Here is a 22,407-nt window from a genome sequence, read left to right as displayed (position 1 = left end):
CTCTAACTCCTTAAGCCACAGCCAGCCAGCGCGCTAAACGCGCCGCAAATGCGGCCTGACTATCCAGTAATTCTTCTCCCGTCACCAACGGTGCCGGACGTGTAATCACGATGCAGGGGATCCCGGCATCCAGACAGGGTTGTACTTTTTCCTGATAACCACCTTCCGCGCCCGATGCTTTGGTGATGACCACGTCAGCCTGACACTGACGGTAAAAAGCGGCATTAAACTCAGCGCTAAACGGCCCGCACAGGGCGAATATTTCGCCAACGCCAAATCCTAAATCGGCGCATTGCTGGATAACGTCAGGCACCGGCAGTACGCGGGCCAGCAGTGTTTTTTCCGGTAGCCCCGCGCGCCAGATAGCCAGATCTTTGCTGCCGGTGGTTAGCAGCACACGTTCGCCAAAGCGACGCGCCACGTCGCAGGCTTGCTGAATACTCTGCACGGTATAAAGATGCGGATGCGTTAAGCCACTCAACTGCTCAGGGCGCTGATAGCGGCTCAGCAGCACGCCCGCCGCTTCACAGGCGCTCATGATGTTACGACTCACCACTTCGGCATACGGATGTGAGGCATCAATCACCCAGCGCGTACGGTTTTCCTGCAGCCAGGCAACCATGTGTTCCCGCTCCAGACGTCCGCAGCGCACCTGACCTTTAATATCGCCCGCCAGCTGCTTCCCCGTCGGGGTGGCTACCGACAGGGTATAAGCCACGTTCGCCGCATCCAGTTGCTGGCACAGCATGCGCGCATCGCTGGTACCACCCATGACCAGCACATCACCGTAATTCACAGTACATAACCGCGTGGGGTGATCATCAGGCCATCCTGAACGTAGGTCGTTTTGTTGCCGACAATCACCAGGCTGGTCATATCCACCGGTTCAAAGTCCATTTCGCCGAGCGTGGTCAGCCATTTTTCCTGTTTTTTACGTCCGGCTGACTTCACGATACCCACCGGCGTTTGTGCACTTTTGCTGGCAGAAAGCAGCTCAAAAGCACGTGCCAGATGCCCTTCGCGGCCACGGCTGCGCGGGTTATAGAAACAAATCACGAAGTCAGCTTCGCCCGCAGCCACAATGCGTTTTTCAATCACCGGCCACGGTGTTAACAGGTCGCTTAAACTGATATGGCAGAAGTCGTGCATCAGCGGAGCGCCGAGCAAAGAGGCGGCGGCAATGCTGGCAGTCATCCCAGGGATCAGCTTGACCTCAACATCCAGCTTCTGCTTGCTGACCAACTCAAGCACCAGCCCGGCCATGCCGTAAATTCCGGCATCGCCGCTGCTGATTAGCGCCACATTATGACCGGCCTGCGCCAGCTCAATTGCCGCCTGGCAGCGTTCTATCTCTTTGCACATCCCGGTTTTGATCACCTGCTTATCGCCGGTAAAGGCTTTTACCAGGTGGGTGTAGGTTTTGTAACCCACGATAATTTCTGCCGCTTTCAGTGCTTCAACGGCTTCCATGGTCATCATTGCCTGCGAGCCAGGACCAATTCCAATTACGGTTAACATCAGTGTGAAACTCCCAAAGTAATAGTGACGCCCTGTTCACGCAGGGTCTCGCCTAACAGTTGTCCATGGCTCAGCAGCCAGGCTGCAGGACCGGAGACGCTCCCCGTCCCGACCGTTTTACGCACAAACGATGAGGCAGGAAAACGGTGTTCATGCTCACGCAGCGCGTCAGCAGTAAAGGTTTCGAAAGGTACGCGACAGCAGGAAGCCAGTTGGATAAGCCCCTGTTCATCTTTTTTCAGCGTGATGCTGCCGATGGCTTTTAGTGCCAACGGATCGAGCCGTTGGGCTTCAAGTTGGCGGGAAAGCAGTTCAGCTAACAGCGGGAACGGCGTATCGCGACGACAGCCAATCCCGGCGACAACCCGCTGTGGCACCAGCTTCCAGTGCGGAAGGGGCAACTCGGGGAGATCGGTCCGCAAGGTGATGCAAATCAGCGCATCGAGCTCAGGGAGTTGGTTCAGGTCAGTCACCGTGATGAAACCACGACGATCGCAATGACTGACGTCCTGCGCCAGTTCGTCGTCCCACCACAGGCCAACCCGCTTGTTGCTGACCAGCATCTGATTAACGATTTTTACCACCGAACGGAAGTCGGTCATTCGCGCATTCAGTTGAAACGCCAGCGTATCAAGGGCCGCCATGTCATTCACATCCGTCGCCGTGGTGATCACCGGATCCGCACCCAGCATGCCCGCCAGGTAGCGCGCCAACGTGTTAGCGCCCCCCGCATGGCCCGACAGCAGGCTGATGACATGCTGCGCACGCTCATCGATCACGACCACCGCCGGGTCACAAAACTTGTCGTTAACCAGCGGAGCCAGCACGCGTACCGCAATACCGGTCGCGCCGATAAAAATCAGCGCTGAATAGTTCGCAAACGCATCGCGGGCCGCATTGGCAAACCCGTTTTCGAAGGGAATAAATCCCTCCTCCAGCAATTTTTCACTGGTGAAACAGGTCACCGGTAGCATTGCCGCCAGACGCTTCGCCAGCAAAACACCGCCGGGCGTCAGGCAGAACAACGCGATAGACTCAGGCTTTACGGTATTCATGGCTAAAGTCCGCCGCATAGAGTTTGGAGTAGTGATACTCCGTGCCCAGGAAGTTGCCGACCAGAATAAGCGCCGTTTTGCGGATCCCCGCATCGCGCACTTTGTCGCCAATATCCTCAAGGGTGCCACGTACGGTCTGGCTTTCAGGCCAGGTGGCTTTATAGATGACCGCCACTGGCGTGGTCGCCGGATAACCGCCCTCAATCAGACGCTCAGCCACCCGATGGATACGCTGGACGGAAAGATAAATCGCCATTGACGTCTGGTGACTGGCAAACGCCTCCAGTTGTTCGCGCTCCGGTACCGGCGTACGACCTTCAAGACGGGTAATGATCAGACTCTGCGACACTTCAGGTACCGTGTACTCGACTCCGAGTTCTGCCGCTGCCCCGAGGAACGCGCTGACGCCAGGCACCACCTGCCATTCAATCCCGCGTTTGGTCAGCTCTTCACCCTGCTCGCGGACCGAGCCGTACAGCGAGACGTCGCCGGTTTGCAGACGCACAACCGTTTTACCCGCTTTTACACCGGCTTCCATCAAGTCGAGGATCTGTTCCAGATGCAGTTCGGCGCTGTCGTGACACTCAGCGTCAGGTGGGCAATATTCCAGCAGTTCGGTGTTAATCAGCGATCCGGCATAGATAACCACCTGCGCTTGCTGCAGCAACCGGTAACCTTTGAGGGTAATCAGCTCGCGATCGCCAGGACCAGCGCCAACAAACCACACACTACGGGGATCAAATATCTCAGACATGGTTTCCTTCCTTCTGACAGGCGATAACAAAAACGGGATTATTCGGTTTGAAATAGTGGCCACTGCCAAGCGTGGTCAGTGATGACACCTGCATTTGCAGGCAGTCCACACCCTGCATGCCAAGGTGCTCCAGATGCGCCAGCGCGGTATTCAGGTTTTCCTGAAGAATGAAGGTCATTACCAGCCGCCCGGCGGGATGCAGTTGACGCATCGACCAGTCGATCAGGTCGGTCAGGTGACCACCACTGCCGCCCATAAAGATGGCATCAGCTTTTTCCGCGATGGTCATCGGCGCGATACCGGGATAAATATCGACATTGGCGCAGGCAAAGTGCTGGCGATTCTCGTCCAGCAGCCTGAGTGCCGCCGGGTTACGCTCAATCGCCGTCACGCGTAGCGATGGATATTGCAACGCCGCTTCTATCGACACACTGCCGGTTCCTGCGCCAATATCAATCAGGTGCGTGGCGCGGTGTAATTCAAGTTTTGAGAGGGCAAGTGCACGGACCGCTTCTTTGGTCATCGGCACCTTCTCTCCACGCAGAAAAAGCTCATCTTTCATCGAGGATCACCACTGCATTCATGTCATAGTCGGCATTAATTTCACTGAGCGGCAGGCAGTGGATGCGTTCATTTTCCATTGCCAGGTTTTCGCCAATCACCATCCAGCGATGCCCCTTACCACGGGCAATAAGCTGATGTGCAATTTCGCGCGGACCGCACAGGGCATCCGTGACCATCGCCACCTTGTTATGTCGTGCCAGTTCATCGAAACAGACGCTACGGCCGTGGCTACTGGTCAGCCACATGTCGTTCATATCAATACCGGACTGCGCGCATAGATATTGCACCGCACTGATGCCAGGAATAATGCGCACATGTTCAATGCCAAAATGCGCCACCATCCGGGTGCCAATGCCGTAGAACAACGGGTCGCCAGAGGCCAGTACCACTACATGCTTCCCCTGATGCTCATCAATCCAGGTTAATAACTCCGGGATATTGGCGCCAAGGGCAAACCGCTCGCCGGTAAAATCCGGGAACTGCTGCAAATGCCGTTTACCACCGACCAGCACATCCGCCGTAGCGACAGACTCGCGTGCTGCGGGCGTCATCAAATGCAACCCTGCGGGTCCCATCCCTACAACGGTAAGCATGTCATCTCCTGCGCAATCTCTGCGACCGGGCGGTTGCTGCCGAGGATCTGGTTATCAAAAGAGAACATGATGGCGTCGCAGGTCGGCGGATTTTTGGTAAAACGCAAGGTCTGCAGGACACGCATGCAGATACGTTTAGCCAGATGATCGTAAATATGCTGAAAACCGTAGGCATCGATGTGCTCCATCGCGGCTTCGGTGGTATCGCAGTCGCTGACCAGCGTCAGTAATTCCAGCGGCGCACCGAGCAGCGCCAGGTGGGCGACCAGAGTTTCCATACGCGCGTCGGCAATATGGCTGTGGGTATGGAAAATACCCGCTGCAATTTTGATGAGCTTGCCCGGATGTCCGACGAGAACGATTTGTTTGAACCCAAGGCGGACGGCCTCTTCAATCATGTAGCCGACAAAGTTGCTCATGGTGACCACCACCTGCGTGTCAATCCCCATCTGTTCGCGGACAAAACGTTCGCCATGGTTACCCGGCACCAGCACCACGTGTTCCAGTCCCGCCGCACGTTTGATTTCCAACTCCAGCGACAGTGAACGCTTCCAGCTCTCTTCCGACATGGGCGTAACAATGCCGGTGGTGCCGATAATGGAAATGCCGCCCAGAATACCCAGACGCGAGTTGTAGGTTTTCTGCGCCCGCTCTTCACCTTCCGGGGCAAAAATTTCAATCTGTGCCCCACGATTTGGGCCGATCGCCTCGCGAACCGCTGACTCAATAGTCTGACGCGGCGTGCGATTGATTGCCGAACTGCCTACCGGTAGGCCAATTCCTTTGCGGGTGACCGTGCCGACACCTTCGCCGCCCTGCAGCGCTATCTCGCCGCTGTCGTCTAGCGTCACACGAGCAAAAATCAGCATCCCGTGGGTGGCGTCCACATCATCGCCGCCGTCTTTACGAATAGCGGCAATCGCCTGCTGCCCTTCAATGTGCGGCGACTCAACGTTCAGGCATAGCGTGACCCCGGACGGGGTGACTATGGATACTTGATGGATCAAATGCTGACGCAATACCATCAACGCAGCGACTTTGGCTGCTGCCGTCGCACACGATCCGGTGGTGTACCCTTTGCGCAGCGCTTTACCGTTGTGCCATACCGGTGCGTCAAAGGGTTGGTCGCTCATCGCGCCCCCTGCATGTGGTAGAGCATCGCGTTGACGATAGCGGCTGCGACGTTGCTTCCGCCTTTGCGGCCCAGGGCAGCTATGGCAGGCAGATGACTTTTCGTCAGCGCATCTTTCGACTCCTCCGCGCCGACAAACCCTACCGGCACACCGACCACGCCGCTCACGGCAACATCATGTTCCATCAGGCGGAACAGCGCCGTCGGCGCATTGCCAAAGACAAACAGCTTTTCGCCCTCTTCCTGAACCGCAATGTCGACGGCGGCCATCGAACGAGTGATCCCCTGTTCTTTTGCGGCGCGCACCACTCGCGGGTCGCTAATGTAACAGCGGCATTCTCCGCCGAATTTTGCCAGCAACGTTTTGTTGATTCCGGAAAGGGCCATCGTAGTATCGGTATAAATCACGCTTGATCGGTTTAACGCGGCGCAAAACTGCGCCAGTACATCATCGGAAAACCACAAAATGTCCAGCCAGTCGAAGTCGGCGGTGGTGTGGATCACCCGCTTGATGATGGCTTCATGTAATGGGCTGGCAAACTGATAGTCCGGGCGGGTTTCACGAATAATGTCGCCAATGATGTCGAAACTTTTGGCTTCAATCGCCTGGGGTTGCTGAATGTATTGCATTGTTTTGTCCTCAGGCCACACCGACCAACAGCCACCGCAGCGCGATAAACAGCGCCAGGGCCAGGGTCGATGCTACCCACATCAATCGAATTGTTTGGGAAATGTCGTCTACTGAAATGTCTCGTTGTGCATCACCAATCCACGGTTTCTCAACGCGTTCGCCAAAGTAGTCGTTAGGACCACCCAGTCGAATGCCTAATGCCCCGGCAACGGATGCCTCCGACCATGCACAGTTTGGGCTGCTGTGGTTGTAGCGATCGCGCCAGCCAATCTGTAAAGCCCGCGATCCGTCTTTACGGCACAAAAATGCAGCCACGCTCAGCAGCAGCCAGCTCAGTCGGGCAGGAATAAAGTTTGCAACATCATCCAGTCGCGCGCTGACCATCCCGATAGCGCGGTACTTTTCATTTTTATAGCCCACCATGGAATCCAGCGTATTCACCGCTTTGTAGGCCATCGCCAGCGGCGCCCCGCCGAGAAACAGGAAGAACAGCGGCGCAATGATGCCGTCCACGGTGTTTTCAGCGACGGTTTCCACCACTGCGCGATTGATCTGTTTCGGCTGCAATTGTGAGGTGTCACGGCCGACAATCCAGGAGAGTTTTTCCCGGCTTTCCGCGAGATTATTGGCACGCAGTGGACGTTCGACATCCCGGGCAGCATTCGCCAGACAGCGGCCCGCCAGCACGGTAAAAATCATCCACACCTCGACGCCCCAACCCAGCCACGGATGAAGCGATTGTGCCAGCGCCAGTACGCCCCATGAAACGCCCCAGGTCACGCCGACCACCACAACCCACAGCACTGCGCCACCGATACGCAGCATGCCATCGCTATGGCAGTAGCGGCGCACCAGTCGCTGCACAGCGGTAATGAGATTGCCAATCCAGCGTACCGGATGCGGCCAGCTCTGCGGATCGCCAATGATAAAATCAAGCAGCCAGGCGACACACCACGCGAGCAGCGTCATTTCACGCTCCTTGCGGCGGCCAGCCAGTGATTAAGCATCTCCGGACGCTGAGCAAAGTGAACATGCAGGTAGCTTGCAAACGCACTGCCAACCTGCCAGCCGCCGGACCACGCCTGTAATGTTTCGCCATCGCGAACTTTGCGACAGCTCATCACGGCCTGGGTTTGAGGGGTAAAATCGGAATAGTGAAATTCATGTCCGCGCAGCACGTCACCGGGCGCGGCGAGTAAGGTTTGTTGTTCGGCCTGCGCTTCACAATAGCCAAATCGGGTCAGACGTTTGCCCATTTTGCTGTGACCGGGAATAATATCCGCCATCGGCCAGATATCGCCGTTGCTGTCTTCCAGCGAACTCCCCAGGTACATCAGACCACCGCACTCCGCGTAAATCGCCACACCGCGCTGATGAGCCGCACGCAGTTGCGCCAGCATGGTGGAATTTTGGGCAAGCCCGGCAGCGTGCAGCTCAGGGTATCCGCCCCCTAGCCAGATCATCTGGCAATCAGGGAGACGGCTGTCATGTAGCGGGCTGAAACGGACAATATTGAGGCCCGTGCGCGCCAGTAGCGTAATGTTATCCGGATAATAGAAGTTGAATGCTTCGTCATCAGCAATGGCAAGCGTCAGTCCAGCTCCGGCATCGGCGGCAGGAAGCGCGGGCCATTCGCCCACCGGTGGGGTGTCTAACTGGCTTAAGGCCAGCAGCGCGTCGATATCTAACGTTTGCTCGAGCGTTGTAGCAAATTCCTGCCACGGCAACTGATTGACGATTGATTCCCGCGCGGTCACCAGTCCCAGATGACGCTCAGGGAGCGCCACGCCATCCACGCGGGGAACATAGCCCAATACCGGTATCGAACAGTAGCGTTCGATGGCGACTTTAAGTAGCTGGTAATGCGTTTCGCTGTTTACCCGGTTAACAATCACGCCAGCAATGTTCAGCGTTGGATCAAAATGCTGGAATCCCATCACCGTAGCGGCAATTGACGTTGAGACGGCTTTACCGTCCACCAGCAAAATGACCGGACAGCCCAGCTGCTTCGCCATCGCGGCGGAACTGCAGTAATTGGGGTCTGTACCATAACCATCATACAGCCCCATAACGCCTTCGATGACGGCGATATCCGCATGCTGCATATGTTCGCAAAATAAGGCGTTCAGCGTGGAAGTGGGGAGCATGAAGCTATCAAGATTGCGGGAGGCTGTGCCAGATACGGCGGTATGCCAGCCGGTATCCAGATAATCAGGTCCGACTTTGCAAGGCTGGACGCGCAAACCGCGTTTTTTCAGCAGACTCAACAAGCCCAGCGTTACCGTGGTTTTACCACAGCCGCTTCCGGTACCTGCAAGAACAAACGCGCGAAAATTGGCCGCCATACCCTGATCCTGTTCAGGGTGGTAGGGGTGTAAAGATACCCAGTCTTTCGACTGTATGCATCTGAGCAACCCACTTCCCACCGAAGTTGTTGGTAGTCACTGACAGGCAGGTCTTCTGGCTTAGCGTCATTCTCGCCCGTCCTTCCCAATCTCGCGATCAGTGGTCTATACGGGGTCGTCAGCATCACAGCAGCGGGGGCTGCGGGGGATTCTCACCCCCTTCCCTACCACAAACGTGGTAAACCTGTCAGCTCAGGAGCAAATTCTATTAAGCTCCAGGCATGAGATGAATTAACACACCTCATGACAAAAATTCATTTAAATATCTTTTACGCTCATTCAGCCAATGTTATGGCGTCATTCAGCTTATTCTTAAGCTTGCATTCCGTATGAAAGCTTCAATTAATAATAAAGAAAGTCATTCACACAGACACTGTATCTCATCACAAAAATAAAAACTGGTGCAGTTTATCCTTCAGACACTATTACTTTGTTGCGCTATGACAATTTATTGTCTTCTATCCTTATTTTTCATTTTATAATGACGGACATACAATACGATATCAAAAATCGGCAATAGCAAAATATTGCTATTATGCTGACTCTTCGGACGAAACAACACTAATTTGCTGGCGAAAAGCCTGCGGCGTCACCTGGTATGTCTGGCGGAAAACTTTGCAAAAATAACTGGTTTGCGAAAAGCCTAAATTTCGCGCAATACTGGCAATACTCCAGTCACTATGACAAAGCAACTCTTTAGCACTTGCCATTCGCTGTTGGTTTACCCAGGCATTAAAACCGATCCCCTGATATTTTTTGAACAGCTTGCTGAAATAGTACGGACTGAGATAAACATGCGAAGCCACCTCCTCGAGGCGAAGCTCATCCGACAAATGTGCGTCGATATAGCGCAACGCTTTTTTCATTTTACTGTCATGCGGAGTCGGGCTACGGGTTGGACGCACCGACTCTGACTGCTGTGTATTGTCTTTAATGACAACGAAATTCAATTGTTTTTTAAGGCAATTTTCAACAATCAACTTCAGCAAATCTGCAGAGGCGATGACGCGAGAATAGTCCATTTCCGGAACATTACGAAATTCATTGAGCAGTTCGGGATCGGCTTGCCAGCGGTCATCGACATTCAAAATATCAACCAGGCCTACGTCATTGCTTAAGCGCACCTGACCGCATAAAACAAAACCGACCAAGTGGCCTGCAATCACCAAAGGGATAGAAAAATCGGTAAGGCCGGCATGACAGCGATAAATACACGGCTGGTCTGATTTTGATGCTTCAAGGCCCCCACAACGATCGCTCATACGGCATCGCGTGCTGTGCTGCGGGTGCTGGCGCATCAACTGGCAGAAAGGGGTAAAATTAAAGAGTTCAGAAATTTCATCACCGTGAATATTGACAACCACAACGGCCAGACTGGTGGCCTGTGCAAAATCCTGTGCGATTTTATTAATGAGTTCTGAGTTCAGGGCGCTCGCAGAAATCATGATAAAACCTCTCAGTTAATTTATTGTTATAAATAAAAACACATTATTTACATTCACTTTTCATCTCGCTATTAGACGCAATGATAAAAGGTGTTAATGGACCATAACAAAAGTCTCCCATTGTGGGGAGACTTTTTAAGCTGTTCAGGAAACCGGATCACGAAATCAGTTTTTGCATTTCAGAAATAAACAATTTCCATGAAGCTAGTTCTCATTTTCCTCCAGCTTACAAGTATTACACGGTAAATTTTTGCCAATAAAGTAACGATAAATTGCTGCCCCGGCGCACGCGCCGATGATCGGTGCCACAATCGGGACGATAAAGTATGGGATATCGCGTCCCCCCGTCATCGCAACATCTCCCCATCCGGCAAACCAGGCAAACAACTTAGGACCAAAATCACGCGCCGGATTCATGGCAAATCCTGTGAGCGGACCTGTTGATGCACCGATGACGGCGACCAGAATACCAATCAGCAATGGCGCGAGAGGACCTTTAGGCACCCCATTGCCATCGTCCGTCAGCGCCATAATCATGCCCATCAAAATGGACGTGATGACCACTTCCACCAGCGCCGCTTGCCATACGCTAAGCGCAGAGGCCGGATAAGTACTAAAAATACTGGCCAGTTGCAGGCTTTCAAGACTGCCACGAACCATATGGTGCGCCGTCTCATATTCAATGAATAAACTGCCGTACAGCAAATAGGCCAGCAACGCGCCGCCAAAGGCACCCGCGACTTGCGCGACCGTATAGGGTAAAACTTTACGCCCAGGGAAACAGGCAAACAGCCACAGAGCGATGGTAATCGCAGGGTTGAGGTGTGCCCCGGATATTCCGGCAGTCAGGTAGACCGCCAGCGAAATCCCAAGACCCCAAATGATGCATATTTCCCATAACCCTAAACTCGCACCGGCCACCTTAAGGGCACTCAGGCATCCAATGCCAAAAAACAGGAACAGCCCGGTACCTAAAAACTCGGCAATGCATTGCGCTTTTAGTGAATCGTTCATTGTGACACCTTCTAAGCAGAGTTCGTGTCTGTACCAGCGGACTCCCTGCTGGCAGTAGAGTACTTCAAGGCTTACTATAAAAAGCGCCGTCGGCAAATTGTTGGCAATCTGAGCACTCCCACCTTTTTAAAATCGTGTAGTGATAGCAAATTCTTGCTGTCAGCATTATTAAAACAGCTAACAAAAACGGGCATTAGCCCTATTAAAAACGCATTATAAAAATAATAAAATATTGCCAACAGCAGATTTCCGTTTTCAAACAAGCATCACAATTTCATTTCCCCCGCATAGCAAATGATATTTATCGTGTCACTAGCAAAAATGTAAATCTGGTATTGACATAACCAAATTTTCACATCCACAAAATCACAAAAATCATTTAAAAACAATCTGATAAAATAAAATAAAGCAATTTTATATCACCGATCGCTTACTATTTTTTCACTCTCCGTTTCAAGTCAGCCATTCTTTTTCCTCGCTTCTTTTTATAGTCATGAAAATCGGAACAACCCAGGCGAGGTCTTTATGCAACAAGAAGCGTTAGGAATGGTAGAAACCAAAGGCTTAACTGCAGCCATAGAGGCCGCAGATGCAATGGTGAAGTCAGCCAATGTGATGCTGGTCGGCTACGAAAAAATTGGTTCAGGGCTGGTCACCGTGATTGTTCGCGGTGATGTTGGCGCGGTAAAAGCGGCAACAGATGCAGGCGCCGCTGCCGCACGTAATGTGGGTGAAGTGAAAGCCGTACACGTGATCCCACGTCCTCATACCGATGTCGAAAAAATCTTACCGAAGGGAATTAGCTGATGAGCAGCAATGAGCTGGTTGAACAGATCATGGCGCAGGTGATTGCTCGAGTGGCAACGCCAGAACACAAGGCTATCCCTGAAAATAATCTTCCAACACGAGAGACGGCTATGGCAGAGAAAAGCTGCAGTTTAACGGAATTTGTCGGCACCGCGATTGGCGACACCGTCGGTCTGGTGATCGCCAACGTCGACAGCGCCTTACTGGACGCGATGAAGCTTGAAAAACGCTATCGCTCCATTGGCATTCTAGGCGCCCGTACCGGCGCAGGTCCCCATATCATGGCCGCTGATGAAGCGGTAAAAGCCACCAATACTGAAGTGGTGAGCATTGAGCTTCCGCGAGATACCAAAGGCGGAGCAGGCCACGGTTCACTGATTATCCTCGGCGGCAACGATGTTTCCGACGTAAAACGCGGAATTGAAGTCGCGCTGAAAGAACTGGATCGCACATTTGGTGATGTCTACGCCAATGAAGCCGGTCACATCGAAATGCAATACACCGCACGTGCCAGCTATGCGCTGGAAAAAGCCTTCGGCGCACCCATTGGTCGTGCCTGTGGTGTAATCGTCGGCGCACCGGCATCGGTTGGTGTACTGATGGCCGATACCGCACTGAAATCGGCCAACGTCGAAGTGGTGGCTTATAGCTCCCCTGCCCATGGTACCAGCTTCAGTAACGAAGCCATTCTGGTTATTTCCGGTGACTCTGGCGCCGTACGTCAGGCCGTCATCTCCGCGCGCGAAATCGGTAAAACCGTGCTTGCGACCCTCGGTTCAGAACCGAAAAACGATCGTCCGTCCTACATCTGATACCCGTGAGGCTGATTCATGAGATCGAAAAGATTTGAAGCACTGGCGAAACGCCCTGTGAATCAGGACGGCTTCGTTAAGGAGTGGATCGAAGAAGGCTTCATTGCGATGGAAAGCCCGAACGACCCAAAACCGTCCATAAAAATCGTTAACGGTATGGTCACCGAACTGGATGGTAAAGCCGCCAGTGAATTTGATTTGATAGACCATTTCATTGCCCGCTACGGTATTAATCTGGCGCGCGCTGAAGAAGTGATGGCGATGGACTCGGTCAAACTCGCCAATATGCTCTGCGATCCTAATGTGAAACGCAAAGACATCGTTCCGCTGACCACCGCGATGACACCGGCAAAAATTGTCGAAGTGGTTTCGCATATGAACGTCGTCGAAATGATGATGTCGATGCAGAAAATGCGCGCCCGCAGAACCCCTTCTCAACAAGCGCACGTCACTAACGTTAAAGACAACCCGGTGCAGATTGCGGCCGATGCAGCAGAAGGCGCATGGCGTGGATTTGACGAGCAGGAAACAACCGTTGCCGTGGCACGCTATGCCCCGTTTAACGCTATTGCTCTGCTGGTTGGTTCACAGGTTGGGCGTCCCGGTGTATTAACCCAGTGCTCACTGGAAGAAGCCACCGAGCTCAAACTCGGCATGTTAGGCCACACCTGCTATGCAGAAACGATTTCCGTGTACGGTACTGAACCGGTCTTTACCGATGGTGACGATACCCCATGGTCAAAAGGCTTCCTGGCCTCTTCTTATGCCTCACGCGGTCTAAAAATGCGCTTTACCTCAGGTTCTGGCTCAGAAGTGCAGATGGGTTATGCAGAAGGCAAATCCATGCTGTATCTGGAAGCCCGCTGCATTTACATCACCAAAGCCGCTGGCGTGCAGGGTTTACAGAACGGGTCCGTTAGCTGCATCGGCGTCCCTTCCGCCGTACCGTCAGGTATCCGCGCAGTGCTGGCAGAAAACCTGATCTGCTCGTCACTGGATCTCGAATGCGCCTCCAGTAACGACCAAACCTTTACCCACTCGGATATGCGCCGTACCGCGCGTTTGCTGATGCAATTCCTGCCAGGAACTGACTTCATATCTTCCGGTTATTCCGCCGTGCCGAACTACGACAACATGTTTGCAGGCTCTAACGAAGATGCCGAAGACTTTGACGACTACAACGTTCTCCAGCGTGACCTGAAAGTCGACGGGGGTTTACGTCCGGTGCGTGAAGAAGACGTCATCGCCATTCGTAACAAAGCGGCCCGCGCACTGCAGGCAGTGTTTGCTGGAATGGGATTGCCACCTATCACCGATGAAGAAGTTGAAGCCGCAACTTACGCCCACGGCTCGAAAGATATGCCAGAACGTAACATCGTTGAAGACATTAAGTTTGCGCAAGAGATCATCAGCAAAAACCGCAACGGACTGGAAGTGGTGAAAGCCCTGGCCCAGGGCGGATTTACCGATGTTGCTCAGGATATGCTCAACATCCAGAAAGCCAAGTTAACCGGAGACTATCTGCATACCTCCGCCATTATCGTCGGCGACGGACAGGTGCTTTCCGCGGTGAATGACGTCAACGATTATGCCGGTCCGGCAACAGGTTATCGCCTGCAAGGCGAACGCTGGGAAGAAATTAAAAACATCCCCGGCGCACTTGATCCCAACGAGCTTGGCTAAGGGGTGAACTATGGAAATCAATGAAAAGCTGCTGCGCCAGATAATTGAAGATGTGCTGTCTGAAATGCAGACCAGCGATAAGCCTGTTTCTTTCCGATCGTCTGCCGCGGCAACCGCACCGCAGATGGCGACCGCGCCAGGTGACAGTTTTCTGACCGAAATTGGCGAAGCCAAACAGGGCCAGCAGCAGGATGAAGTGATTATTGCCGTTGGTCCGGCGTTTGGGCTCTCGCAGACCGTCAATATCGTCGGTATTCCGCACAAGAATATTTTGCGCGAAGTGATCGCGGGTATTGAAGAAGAAGGCATTAAAGCACGCGTCATCCGCTGCTTTAAATCCTCCGATGTGGCGTTTGTCGCCGTGGAAGGTAACCGTCTGAGTGGCTCCGGTATTTCAATCGGCATCCAGTCCAAAGGCACCACGGTTATCCACCAGCAGGGGTTACCGCCGCTTTCTAACCTGGAGCTGTTCCCTCAGGCCCCACTCCTGACGCTGGAAACCTACCGCCAGATTGGTAAGAACGCCGCGCGTTACGCCAAGCGTGAATCTCCACAACCGGTCCCGACGTTGAATGATCAGATGGCGCGTCCGAAGTACCAGGCGAAATCAGCCATTCTGCACATTAAAGAGACCAAATACGTCGTGACGGGCAAAAACCCGCAGGAACTGCGCGTGGCGCTTTGATAAAGGATAACTCCATGAATACCGACGCAATTGAATCGATGGTTCGGGATGTGTTGAGCCGAATGAACAGCCTGCAGGGAGAGACCGTCACTCCAGCCGCGACTAGTTCATCAGCGCATACCGCGAAAGTGACGGATTACCCGCTTGCCAATAAACACCCTGAGTGGGTAAAAACCGCCACCAATAAAACGTTGGATGACTTCACGCTCGAAAATGTGCTGAGCAATAAGGTCACCGCACAGGATATGCGTATCACACCAGAAACGCTGCGCATTCAGGCGGATATCGCCAAAGATGCCGGACGTGACAGGCTGGCGATGAACTTTGAACGTGCCGCAGAACTGACCGCGGTACCTGACGATCGCATCCTTGAGATCTACAACGCCCTGCGTCCATACCGCTCAACCAAAGACGAGCTGATGGCCATCGCCGACGATCTCGAAAATCGTTATCAGGCAAAGATTTGCGCAGCCTTCGTGCGTGAAGCAGCAGTGCTGTACGTCGAGCGTAAGAAACTCAAAGGTGACGATTAATTTTAGGGAAAAATGATGCGATATATAGCTGGCATTGACATAGGCAACTCATCAACAGAAGTCGCTCTCGCGACTCTGGATGACGCTGGCACGCTGAGCATTACAACCAGCGCACTGGCAGAAACGACTGGAATTAAGGGCACGTTACGTAATGTGTTTGGTATTCAGGAGGCGCTTACGCTTGCAGCAAAAAATGCAGGCATCAATGTCAGCGATATTTCGCTCATCCGTATTAACGAAGCCACGCCGGTCATTGGTGATGTGGCGATGGAGACGATCACCGAAACCATCATCACCGAGTCGACCATGATCGGCCACAACCCTAAAACGCCTGGTGGGGTCGGGTTAGGTGTTGGCGTCACAATTACGCCGGAAGAGTTGTTAACCCGTCCGGCGGATATGCCTTATATCCTGGTGGTGTCATCGGCATTCGATTTTGCCGATGTCGCCACCATGATTAATGCCTCCGTTCGCGCCGGATATCAGCTAACCGGCGTTATTTTGCAACAGGACGATGGCGTGCTGGTCAGCAACCGTCTTACTACGCCGCTGCCCATCGTCGACGAAGTGCGCTATATCGATCGGATCCCGTTAGGGATGCTGGCGGCCATTGAGGTCGCCATCCCCGGAAAGGTGATTGAAACGCTCTCTAATCCTTACGGGATTGCGACTGTTTTTAACCTGAATGCGGACGAGACCAAAAATATTGTCCCCATGGCACGTGCCCTGATTGGTAACCGCTCAGCGGTCGTCGTGAAAACACCGTCGGGCGATGTAAAAGCGCGAGCCATTCCTGCCGGAAACCTCGAACTCCAGTCGCAAGGACGTACTGTTCGCGTCGATGTTGCCGCAGGCGCGGAAGCCATTATGAAGGCAGTAGGCGAATGCCCACGGCTTGATAACGTTATCGGCGAAGCAGGAACCAATATTGGCGGCATGCTGGAACATGTACGCCAGACCATGGCGGAGTTAACCAACAAGCCCAGCCATGAAATCTTCATCCAGGATTTATTGGCAGTTGATACCTCCGTTCCCGTCAGCGTGACGGGGGGACTCGCCGGAGAGTTCTCGCTGGAACAGGCGGTGGGTATTGCCTCAATGGTGAAATCAGATCGCCTGCAAATGGCGATGATAGCCCAGGAGATCACGCAAAAGCTCAACATCGACGTGCAGGTAGGCGGCGCTGAGGCCGAAGCGGCCATTCTGGGTGCCCTCACTACGCCGGGCACGACGCGTCCGCTGGCCATTCTGGATCTCGGCGCAGGTTCCACTGACGCCTCAATCATTAATCCAAAAGGCGAAATTATTGCCACACACCTGGCGGGTGCGGGCGATATGGTCACGATGATTATTGCCCGTGAACTGGGACTGGAAGACCGTTACCTCGCCGAGGAGATCAAAAAATATCCGCTGGCGAAAGTAGAAAGCCTGTTCCACCTTCGCCACGAAGATGGCAGCGTTCAGTTCTTTCCTTCTCCCCTGCCACCAACGGTATTCGCCCGGGTCTGTGTGGTGAAACCCGATGAACTGGTGCCATTACCTGGGGACCTGGCGCTGGAGAAAGTTCGCATCATTCGCCGCAGCGCCAAGGAACGCGTTTTTGTCACCAATGCGCTGAGAGCGCTTCGGCAGGTTAGCCCCACAGGAAATATTCGCGACATCCCGTTTGTGGTTCTGGTTGGTGGCTCTTCTCTGGACTTCGAAGTTCCACAGCTGGTAACGGATGCGCTGGCGCACTACCGCCTGGTTGCGGGTCGCGGCAATATTCGCGGTACCGAAGGCCCACGAAATGCTGTCGCAACTGGGCTTATCCTCTCCTGGTACAAGGCATTTGCTCATGGAAAGTAACCTCAGCGCACCGGCTATCGTGATCTTCACCCTGGGAGAGGACATGTCACTCTGGAATGACGTCCTGCTGGGTATTGAAGAAGAAGGGATCCCCTTTGTGGTTCAGGAGAGCCATTCCGCCGACATCATCCACAGCGCATGGCTGGCGGCATGTCAGTCACCGCTGCTCGTCGGCATTGGATGTAACCGGGAACAACTGGTTGTGCACTACAAAAATTTACCGACCTCAGCGCCACTTTTTACGCTGACGTATCAACAAGATAGCCACGCTCGTCGGCGCATCGGCAATAACGCTGCGCGGCTGGTAAAAGGCATCCCCTTCCGGGAATGCCACTCATAATCCACAGGAGAAAAGCAGTATGAATAACGCACTGGGACTGGTTGAAACAAAAGGGCTTGTCGGCGCTATTGAAGCCGCTGATGCCATGGTGAAATCCGCTAACGTTCAGTTGGTTGGTTACGAAAAAATTGGCTCGGGCCTTATCACCGTCATGGTTCGTGGGGATGTCGGCGCGGTTAAAGCTGCTGTAGACGCTGGCAGCGCTGCCGCCAGTGCCGTTGGCGAGGTGAAATCCTGCCACGTCATCCCGCGTCCACACAGCGACGTCGAAGCCATTTTACCTAAATCCGCTTAAACCGTTGCAACAAGGAGCACAGCGTGAAGCAATCACTGGGATTACTTGAAGTTAGTGGTCTGGCATTAGCCATCAGTTGCGCGGATGTCATGGCGAAAGCCGCCTCCATCACGCTGGTGGGCCTCGAAAAAACCAACGGCTCAGGCTGGACGGTGATCAAAATCATCGGGGATGTGGCCTCCGTGCAGGCGGCCATTTCCACCGGTGCCAGCTTTGCAGACCAGCGGGAAGGTCTGGTTGCGCACAAAGTTATTTCCAGACCCGGGGAAGGCATCCTTTCGCACAGCGTCGTTTCGACGCCTGAGCCCATCCCTGAACCCACACCTGTCGAGGTGGAAGTACAGGTGGTTGTGGAAAGTGAATTACCCGAGGCACCGCAAGATACAGACCTGATTAGCTGCAATCTGTGTCTCGACCCTGCCTGTCCGCGCCAGAAGGGAGAGCCTCGCTCACTCTGCCTGCATTCTGGTAAACGAGGTGAAGCGTAATGGATAAACAGCAACTGGAGACTACGGTCAGTAAAGTACTGGATGAAATGCGCGAGCGCCCTATTCCACTGGGGATCTCTAATCGTCATATCCATCTTTGTGCTGAAGATTACGCTCGTTTGTTTCCCAATCAGCCCATCAGCGAGAAAAAAGGTCTGCTGCAGCCCGGACAATATGCCGCAGATCAGACCGTTACGCTGGTGGGACCAAAAGGCCAGCTAAAAAATGTGCGTTTGCTGGGGCCGCTGCGTAGCACCAGTCAGGTAGAAATCTCCCGCAGCGATGCCCGCACGCTGGGTATCGCTGCGCCGTTGCGTATGTCCGGCAATATTCAGGGAACGCCGGGCATTCGCCTGGTGAGTCCTTTTGCTGAACTGGATATCTCATGCGGAGTGATTGTTGCCCAGCGGCACATTCACATGTCGCCGCTTGATGCGCTGATCCTACGCGTGTCACATGGCGATAAAGTCTCCGTCGCCATCAATGGAGATGAACGCAGACTGATCTTCGATAACGTTGCCGTTCGCGTCTCGCCGGATATGCGTCTTGAAATGCATATCGACACTGACGAAGCCAATGCTGCAGGGGCGGATAGCCCACAGGCATTCGCCACGCTGGTGAGCCCACGATGAACAATGAACTGCTGCAACGCATCATCGGGGAGGTCGTCTCCCGATTAAAAAAACGCGCGGACAGTTCGCTCTCTCTAAGCGTCGCGCAGTTACGGGAAGCCGATCCCCGGGCGCTGGTTTGTCAGTACTCCGCTCTGATTATCGAGCACGCTGATTTACCGCTGCTGGCGCATATTGCGCAACACGATTCATCCGATGTGTCAGCGATCACTCTCCACGAAGCCCTGGCCTGTGGCGTTCGCGTGAAGATATCGCTGCAGCATCAATTGCTACCGGCGATCCCCGTACGAAAACTCGCGCGACTGCCGCTGGAGTTCAGTGATGAACGCGGGCAAACCATCATTCTGCATCCCGATACGCTTTTAAGTTATGCCGATGTAGCCCGATTACAAGGTGGGTTTCTGGTGCTACGCCGTCGATGTGTTGTGACCGCACTGGCAAAAGAAACCGTCAGTATGCGCAATATCCAATTAATTAAGCAGGAGTGAACCATGCATCTGGCACGCGTTACAGGCGTCGTGGTATCCACGCAAAAATCACCGTCACTGGTTGGAAAAAAACTGTTACTGGTACGTCGGGTAACAGCCGACGGCGAACTACCGCAATCGCCAACAGCGGGTGACGAGGTCGCAGTTGACTCAGTGGGTGCCGGTACCGGTGAGCTGGTTTTACTCAGCAGCGGCTCCAGCGCCAGACACGTTTTTAGCGGCCCCAATGAGGCTATCGATCTGGCCATTGTTGGCATTGTCGACACGCTTTCTCGCTAGGAGGAACTATGGCGATTTATACCCGAACAGGCGATGCCGGTACGACAGCGCTCTTTAGCGGACAGCGCGTCAGTAAAACACACCCGCGCGTTGAGGCTTACGGCACGCTGGACGAACTCAACGCGGCGTTGAGTCTGTGCGTCTGCGCGGCACAAAGCCTGCAACACCGTGTGTTACTTGAAGAAATTCAGTTACGGCTGTTTTGGTTCAGTGCCGAACTGGCCAGTGAAAGCGAACAGCCCACGCCCGCCCAACGCTACATCAGCTCGGAAGACATTGCAGCACTTGAGGCTGCCATCGATACCGCGATGGCGCGAGTGCCTCCCCTGCACAGTTTTATTTTGCCCGGACGCTGTGAAGCCGCCAGCCGTCTGCACTTCGCCCGCACGCTTGCCCGTCGTGCTGAAAGACGTCTTGTCGAACTCTCTACAGATGCCTCCATCCGACAGGTACTGATGCGCTATATCAACCGCCTGTCCGATTGCTTATATGCGCTCGCCAGGTCTGAAGATTATGACGCGCACCAAAACACGCTCATTCAGAAGGTGGCTGAGCGTTACGTGGCAGCGACCCAGACATCGGCAGTTCAGGAGTCTGCTATGTCATTGTCATTTCAGGAACTCCATCAGCTTACGCGTACGGCGGTAGCGCGTGCACAAGCACTCAAAGTTCCTGTTGTCATCAGCATTGTGGATGCAAACGGTACACAAACAGTGACCTGGCGCATGCCCGATGCCCTGCTCGTCAGTAGCGAGCTGGCACCGAAAAAAGCGTGGACCGCCGTGGCGATGAAAACCGCCACCCATGAACTGAGCGCAGCGGTGCAACCGGGCGCCGCACTTTACGGTCTGGAAAGCCATATGCAGGGAAAAGTCGTCACGTTTGGTGGCGGATACGCACTATGGCGAGAAGGTTTACTCCTTGGGGGTCTTGGCATCAGCGGAGGAAGCGTTGAGCAGGATATGGACATTGCAGAAACCGCCATTGCGGCGATTAACGTGAGAACACATCAATGAATACGTCAGAACTTGAAACCCTTATCCGCACTATTTTGACTGAACAGCTCGAACCGGCAAAAGCAGAGATAAAGGGTGGCGGTATTTTTCCATCCGTCGGTGAAGCAATCGATGCCGCGCATCAGGCCTTTTTACGTTATCAGCAATGCCCACTGAAAACCCGTAGCGCCATTATTAGCGCTCTGCGGGAAGAACTGACACCTCATCTGGCCTCGTTGGCGGCAGAAAGCGCAACCGAAACGGGAATGGGCAACAAAGAAGATAAATTTCTCAAAAATAAAGCCGCGCTGGATAACACCCCCGGTATTGAAGATCTAACCACAACCGCCCTCACCGGTGATGGCGGCATGGTGCTATTTGAATATTCCCCCTTTGGCGTAATGGGTTCCGTTGCTCCTAGCACCAACCCAACGGAAACCATTATTAACAACAGCATCAGTATGTTAGCTGCGGGGAATAGCGTTTATTTCAGCCCGCATCCGGGCGCTAAAGTGGTTTCACTCAAGCTGATTGCCATGATTGAAGATATTGCCTTTCGCTGCTGCGGGATCCGAAATCTTGTTGTCACAGTCACAGAACCCACTTTTGAAGCTACCCAGCAGATGATGGCGCACCCTAAAATCGCAGTTCTGGCGATTACCGGTGGCCCGGGAATTGTGGCTATGGGTATGAAAAGCGGGAAAAAAGTCATTGGTGCCGGTGCCGGAAATCCACCCTGCATCGTTGATGAAACCGCCGATCTGGTTAAGGCCGCGGAAGACATCATCAACGGCGCATCGTTTGATTACAATCTGCCCTGCATTGCCGAGAAAAGCCTGATTGTTGTTGAAGCGGTTGCCGAACGACTGATTCAACAAATGCAGTCTTTTGGGGCATTACTGCTAAATAGCGAAGAAGTAGACAAACTACGCGCCGCCTGTCTGCCAGAGGGAATGGCGAATAAGAAGCTTGTCGGAAAAAGTCCGGCAGCACTACTGGAAGCAGCGGGTATACCCGTTCCGACAAAAGCGCCTCGTCTGTTGATAGGCGTCGTCAAGGCTGACGATGTGTGGGTTACCAGCGAACAGTTGATGCCCATGCTCCCTGTCGTGACGGTTAACGATTTTGACAGTGCGCTAACGTTGGCGCTGAAGGTTGAAGAGGGACTGCACCATACTGCCATTATGCACTCGCAAAATGTGTCGCGTTTGAATCTTGCTGCTCGCACGTTGCAAACGTCTATTTTTGTGAAAAATGGCCCCTCTTACGCCGGTATTGGCGTCGGCGGCGAAGGTTTCACCACCTTTACCATCGCCACCCCAACCGGTGAAGGGACAACGTCTGCGCGAACGTTTGCACGTTCTCGTCGTTGCGTGCTGACCAACGGTTTTTCTATCCGCTAATGAGGCCG

The 22,407-nt window shown here is 53.7% G+C and carries 26 protein-coding genes and 1 riboswitch; of the genes, 14 read left to right on the top strand and 12 right to left on the bottom strand.

Annotated elements, in window-relative coordinates; genetic code table 11:
- Window positions 1-10: 10 nt before the first annotated feature.
- From FDW98_RS05225 to pduF, 12 genes are all read right to left on the bottom strand, one after another.
- Entirely contained in the window at window positions 11-796 is a 786-nt protein-coding gene (locus tag FDW98_RS05225) for a cobalt-precorrin-6A reductase (RefSeq protein WP_096756663.1), read from the bottom strand.
- On the bottom strand, window positions 793-1,518 hold the full coding sequence (locus tag FDW98_RS05220; RefSeq protein ID WP_096756662.1) for a precorrin-3B C(17)-methyltransferase: 726 nt from the start codon (window positions 1,516-1,518) through the stop codon (window positions 793-795). The genes FDW98_RS05225 and FDW98_RS05220 overlap by 4 nt, the downstream gene beginning before the upstream one ends.
- Window positions 1,518-2,573 (bottom strand): cobalt-precorrin 5A hydrolase, encoded by a 1,056-nt coding sequence (gene cbiG, locus FDW98_RS05215; protein WP_096756661.1) that lies wholly within the window; start codon window positions 2,571-2,573, stop codon window positions 1,518-1,520. The genes FDW98_RS05220 and cbiG overlap by 1 nt, the downstream gene beginning before the upstream one ends.
- On the bottom strand, window positions 2,554-3,327 hold the full coding sequence (locus tag FDW98_RS05210) for a cobalt-precorrin-4 methyltransferase (RefSeq protein ID WP_096756660.1): 774 nt from the start codon (window positions 3,325-3,327) through the stop codon (window positions 2,554-2,556). Before FDW98_RS05210 ends, cbiG begins: the two co-directional genes overlap by 20 nt.
- The gene (locus FDW98_RS05205) at window positions 3,320-3,889 is read right to left on the bottom strand and encodes a decarboxylating cobalt-precorrin-6B (C(15))-methyltransferase (protein WP_096756659.1); all 570 of its coding nucleotides are present in this window, start codon (window positions 3,887-3,889) and stop codon (window positions 3,320-3,322) included. Before FDW98_RS05205 ends, FDW98_RS05210 begins: the two co-directional genes overlap by 8 nt.
- Window positions 3,879-4,484, bottom strand: coding sequence for a cobalt-precorrin-7 (C(5))-methyltransferase (locus FDW98_RS05200; RefSeq protein ID WP_096756658.1), 606 nt, complete (start codon window positions 4,482-4,484; stop codon window positions 3,879-3,881). Before FDW98_RS05200 ends, FDW98_RS05205 begins: the two co-directional genes overlap by 11 nt.
- Window positions 4,469-5,617 (bottom strand): cobalt-precorrin-5B (C(1))-methyltransferase CbiD, encoded by a 1,149-nt coding sequence (cbiD, locus tag FDW98_RS05195; protein WP_096756657.1) that lies wholly within the window; start codon window positions 5,615-5,617, stop codon window positions 4,469-4,471. The genes FDW98_RS05200 and cbiD overlap by 16 nt, the downstream gene beginning before the upstream one ends.
- Window positions 5,614-6,246, bottom strand: coding sequence for a cobalt-precorrin-8 methylmutase (locus tag FDW98_RS05190; protein WP_096756656.1), 633 nt, complete (start codon window positions 6,244-6,246; stop codon window positions 5,614-5,616). Before FDW98_RS05190 ends, cbiD begins: the two co-directional genes overlap by 4 nt.
- Window positions 6,247-6,256: 10 nt before the next feature.
- On the bottom strand, window positions 6,257-7,216 hold the full coding sequence (gene cbiB, locus FDW98_RS05185) for an adenosylcobinamide-phosphate synthase CbiB (RefSeq protein ID WP_096756655.1): 960 nt from the start codon (window positions 7,214-7,216) through the stop codon (window positions 6,257-6,259).
- Window positions 7,213-8,592, bottom strand: a complete 1,380-nt coding sequence (locus FDW98_RS05180; protein WP_096756654.1) for a cobyrinate a,c-diamide synthase — start codon at window positions 8,590-8,592, stop codon at window positions 7,213-7,215. Before FDW98_RS05180 ends, cbiB begins: the two co-directional genes overlap by 4 nt.
- Before the next feature lie 87 nt (window positions 8,593-8,679).
- Window positions 8,680-8,855, bottom strand: a riboswitch (cobalamin riboswitch).
- A 330-nt stretch (window positions 8,856-9,185) separates the two neighbouring features.
- Window positions 9,186-10,097 (bottom strand): regulatory protein PocR, encoded by a 912-nt coding sequence (gene pocR, locus FDW98_RS05175; RefSeq protein ID WP_096756653.1) that lies wholly within the window; start codon window positions 10,095-10,097, stop codon window positions 9,186-9,188.
- A 204-nt stretch (window positions 10,098-10,301) separates the two neighbouring features.
- Window positions 10,302-11,111: a propanediol diffusion facilitator PduF gene (gene pduF / locus FDW98_RS05170; RefSeq protein WP_096756652.1), complete on the bottom strand. Its 810-nt coding sequence runs from the start codon at window positions 11,109-11,111 to the stop codon at window positions 10,302-10,304.
- 525 nt (window positions 11,112-11,636) lie between these two features.
- Here pduF and pduA point away from each other — a divergent pair.
- The 14 genes from pduA to pduP are packed head-to-tail and all read left to right on the top strand — an operon-like array spanning window position 11,637 to window position 22,399.
- Window positions 11,637-11,918: a propanediol utilization microcompartment protein PduA gene (gene pduA, locus FDW98_RS05165; protein WP_003030255.1), complete on the top strand. Its 282-nt coding sequence runs from the start codon at window positions 11,637-11,639 to the stop codon at window positions 11,916-11,918.
- Window positions 11,918-12,730 carry a propanediol utilization microcompartment protein PduB gene (gene pduB / locus FDW98_RS05160; RefSeq protein WP_096756651.1) on the top strand — a complete coding sequence of 271 codons (813 nt, stop codon included), beginning with the start codon at window positions 11,918-11,920 and terminating at the stop codon, window positions 12,728-12,730. The genes pduA and pduB overlap by 1 nt, the downstream gene beginning before the upstream one ends.
- A gap of 18 nt (window positions 12,731-12,748) precedes the next feature.
- Complete coding sequence (gene pduC, locus FDW98_RS05155) at window positions 12,749-14,413, top strand: propanediol dehydratase large subunit PduC (protein ID WP_096756650.1); 1,665 nt, start codon at window positions 12,749-12,751, stop codon at window positions 14,411-14,413.
- A 10-nt stretch (window positions 14,414-14,423) separates the two neighbouring features.
- On the top strand, window positions 14,424-15,098 hold the full coding sequence (pduD, locus tag FDW98_RS05150; RefSeq protein ID WP_096756649.1) for a propanediol dehydratase medium subunit PduD: 675 nt from the start codon (window positions 14,424-14,426) through the stop codon (window positions 15,096-15,098).
- Window positions 15,099-15,112: 14 nt separating this feature from the next.
- A complete protein-coding gene (pduE, locus tag FDW98_RS05145; protein ID WP_096756648.1) occupies window positions 15,113-15,631 on the top strand; it encodes a propanediol dehydratase small subunit PduE in 519 nt (172 codons plus the stop codon).
- A gap of 15 nt (window positions 15,632-15,646) precedes the next feature.
- Entirely contained in the window at window positions 15,647-17,479 is a 1,833-nt protein-coding gene (locus FDW98_RS05140) for a diol dehydratase reactivase subunit alpha (RefSeq protein WP_096759374.1), read from the top strand.
- Window positions 17,469-17,819, top strand: a complete 351-nt coding sequence (locus FDW98_RS05135; protein WP_096756647.1) for a glycerol dehydratase reactivase beta/small subunit family protein — start codon at window positions 17,469-17,471, stop codon at window positions 17,817-17,819. Before FDW98_RS05140 ends, FDW98_RS05135 begins: the two co-directional genes overlap by 11 nt.
- Window positions 17,820-17,838: 19 nt before the next feature.
- Complete coding sequence (gene pduJ, locus FDW98_RS05130; RefSeq protein WP_001057752.1) at window positions 17,839-18,114, top strand: propanediol utilization microcompartment protein PduJ; 276 nt, start codon at window positions 17,839-17,841, stop codon at window positions 18,112-18,114.
- 23 nt (window positions 18,115-18,137) lie between these two features.
- Complete coding sequence (locus tag FDW98_RS05125; protein WP_096756646.1) at window positions 18,138-18,602, top strand: BMC domain-containing protein; 465 nt, start codon at window positions 18,138-18,140, stop codon at window positions 18,600-18,602.
- Window positions 18,602-19,234 carry a phosphate propanoyltransferase gene (locus FDW98_RS05120; RefSeq protein ID WP_096756645.1) on the top strand — a complete coding sequence of 211 codons (633 nt, stop codon included), beginning with the start codon at window positions 18,602-18,604 and terminating at the stop codon, window positions 19,232-19,234. The genes FDW98_RS05125 and FDW98_RS05120 overlap by 1 nt, the downstream gene beginning before the upstream one ends.
- Window positions 19,231-19,722 carry a microcompartment protein PduM gene (pduM, locus tag FDW98_RS05115; protein WP_096756644.1) on the top strand — a complete coding sequence of 164 codons (492 nt, stop codon included), beginning with the start codon at window positions 19,231-19,233 and terminating at the stop codon, window positions 19,720-19,722. The genes FDW98_RS05120 and pduM overlap by 4 nt, the downstream gene beginning before the upstream one ends.
- A gap of 3 nt (window positions 19,723-19,725) precedes the next feature.
- Window positions 19,726-20,001, top strand: coding sequence for a EutN/CcmL family microcompartment protein (locus FDW98_RS05110; protein WP_096756643.1), 276 nt, complete (start codon window positions 19,726-19,728; stop codon window positions 19,999-20,001).
- Window positions 20,002-20,009: 8 nt separating this feature from the next.
- Window positions 20,010-21,017, top strand: coding sequence for a two-domain cob(I)yrinic acid a,c-diamide adenosyltransferase PduO (gene pduO / locus FDW98_RS05105; RefSeq protein ID WP_096756642.1), 1,008 nt, complete (start codon window positions 20,010-20,012; stop codon window positions 21,015-21,017).
- Window positions 21,014-22,399 (top strand): CoA-acylating propionaldehyde dehydrogenase PduP, encoded by a 1,386-nt coding sequence (gene pduP, locus FDW98_RS05100; protein WP_096756641.1) that lies wholly within the window; start codon window positions 21,014-21,016, stop codon window positions 22,397-22,399. The genes pduO and pduP overlap by 4 nt, the downstream gene beginning before the upstream one ends.
- The last annotated feature ends 8 nt before the right edge of the window (window positions 22,400-22,407 follow it).

The organism is Citrobacter sp. wls711, assembly GCF_005281055.1.
GTDB lineage: Bacteria > Pseudomonadota > Gammaproteobacteria > Enterobacterales > Enterobacteriaceae > Citrobacter > Citrobacter gillenii.
This window is presented reverse-complemented; position numbering and strand designations above follow the sequence as displayed.

What these genes read in the sequence shown, in the direction of transcription:
- FDW98_RS05220 (WP_096756662.1), bottom strand. Translation starts at nt 1,518, where the DNA reads ATGTTAACCGTAATTGGAATTGGTCCTGGCTCGCAGGCAATGATGACC.
- FDW98_RS05210 (WP_096756660.1), bottom strand. Translation starts at nt 3,327, where the DNA reads ATGTCTGAGATATTTGATCCCCGTAGTGTGTGGTTTGTTGGCGCTGGT.
- pocR (WP_096756653.1), bottom strand. Translation starts at nt 10,097, where the DNA reads ATGATTTCTGCGAGCGCCCTGAACTCAGAACTCATTAATAAAATCGCA.
- cbiG (WP_096756661.1), bottom strand. Translation starts at nt 2,573, where the DNA reads ATGAATACCGTAAAGCCTGAGTCTATCGCGTTGTTCTGCCTGACGCCC.
- FDW98_RS05200 (WP_096756658.1), bottom strand. Translation starts at nt 4,484, where the DNA reads ATGCTTACCGTTGTAGGGATGGGACCCGCAGGGTTGCATTTGATGACG.
- FDW98_RS05110 (WP_096756643.1), top strand. Translation starts at nt 19,726, where the DNA reads ATGCATCTGGCACGCGTTACAGGCGTCGTGGTATCCACGCAAAAATCA.
- pduP (WP_096756641.1), top strand. Translation starts at nt 21,014, where the DNA reads ATGAATACGTCAGAACTTGAAACCCTTATCCGCACTATTTTGACTGAA.
- FDW98_RS05180 (WP_096756654.1), bottom strand. Translation starts at nt 8,592, where the DNA reads ATGGCGGCCAATTTTCGCGCGTTTGTTCTTGCAGGTACCGGAAGCGGC.
- pduB (WP_096756651.1), top strand. Translation starts at nt 11,918, where the DNA reads ATGAGCAGCAATGAGCTGGTTGAACAGATCATGGCGCAGGTGATTGCT.
- pduC (WP_096756650.1), top strand. Translation starts at nt 12,749, where the DNA reads ATGAGATCGAAAAGATTTGAAGCACTGGCGAAACGCCCTGTGAATCAG.
- pduD (WP_096756649.1), top strand. Translation starts at nt 14,424, where the DNA reads ATGGAAATCAATGAAAAGCTGCTGCGCCAGATAATTGAAGATGTGCTG.
- FDW98_RS05120 (WP_096756645.1), top strand. Translation starts at nt 18,602, where the DNA reads ATGGATAAACAGCAACTGGAGACTACGGTCAGTAAAGTACTGGATGAA.
- cbiD (WP_096756657.1), bottom strand. Translation starts at nt 5,617, where the DNA reads ATGAGCGACCAACCCTTTGACGCACCGGTATGGCACAACGGTAAAGCG.
- pduE (WP_096756648.1), top strand. Translation starts at nt 15,113, where the DNA reads ATGAATACCGACGCAATTGAATCGATGGTTCGGGATGTGTTGAGCCGA.
- FDW98_RS05140 (WP_096759374.1), top strand. Translation starts at nt 15,647, where the DNA reads ATGCGATATATAGCTGGCATTGACATAGGCAACTCATCAACAGAAGTC.
- FDW98_RS05190 (WP_096756656.1), bottom strand. Translation starts at nt 6,246, where the DNA reads ATGCAATACATTCAGCAACCCCAGGCGATTGAAGCCAAAAGTTTCGAC.
- pduM (WP_096756644.1), top strand. Translation starts at nt 19,231, where the DNA reads ATGAACAATGAACTGCTGCAACGCATCATCGGGGAGGTCGTCTCCCGA.
- pduJ (WP_001057752.1), top strand. Translation starts at nt 17,839, where the DNA reads ATGAATAACGCACTGGGACTGGTTGAAACAAAAGGGCTTGTCGGCGCT.
- cbiB (WP_096756655.1), bottom strand. Translation starts at nt 7,216, where the DNA reads ATGACGCTGCTCGCGTGGTGTGTCGCCTGGCTGCTTGATTTTATCATT.
- FDW98_RS05135 (WP_096756647.1), top strand. Translation starts at nt 17,469, where the DNA reads ATGGAAAGTAACCTCAGCGCACCGGCTATCGTGATCTTCACCCTGGGA.
- pduF (WP_096756652.1), bottom strand. Translation starts at nt 11,111, where the DNA reads ATGAACGATTCACTAAAAGCGCAATGCATTGCCGAGTTTTTAGGTACC.
- pduO (WP_096756642.1), top strand. Translation starts at nt 20,010, where the DNA reads ATGGCGATTTATACCCGAACAGGCGATGCCGGTACGACAGCGCTCTTT.
- FDW98_RS05205 (WP_096756659.1), bottom strand. Translation starts at nt 3,889, where the DNA reads ATGAAAGATGAGCTTTTTCTGCGTGGAGAGAAGGTGCCGATGACCAAA.
- pduA (WP_003030255.1), top strand. Translation starts at nt 11,637, where the DNA reads ATGCAACAAGAAGCGTTAGGAATGGTAGAAACCAAAGGCTTAACTGCA.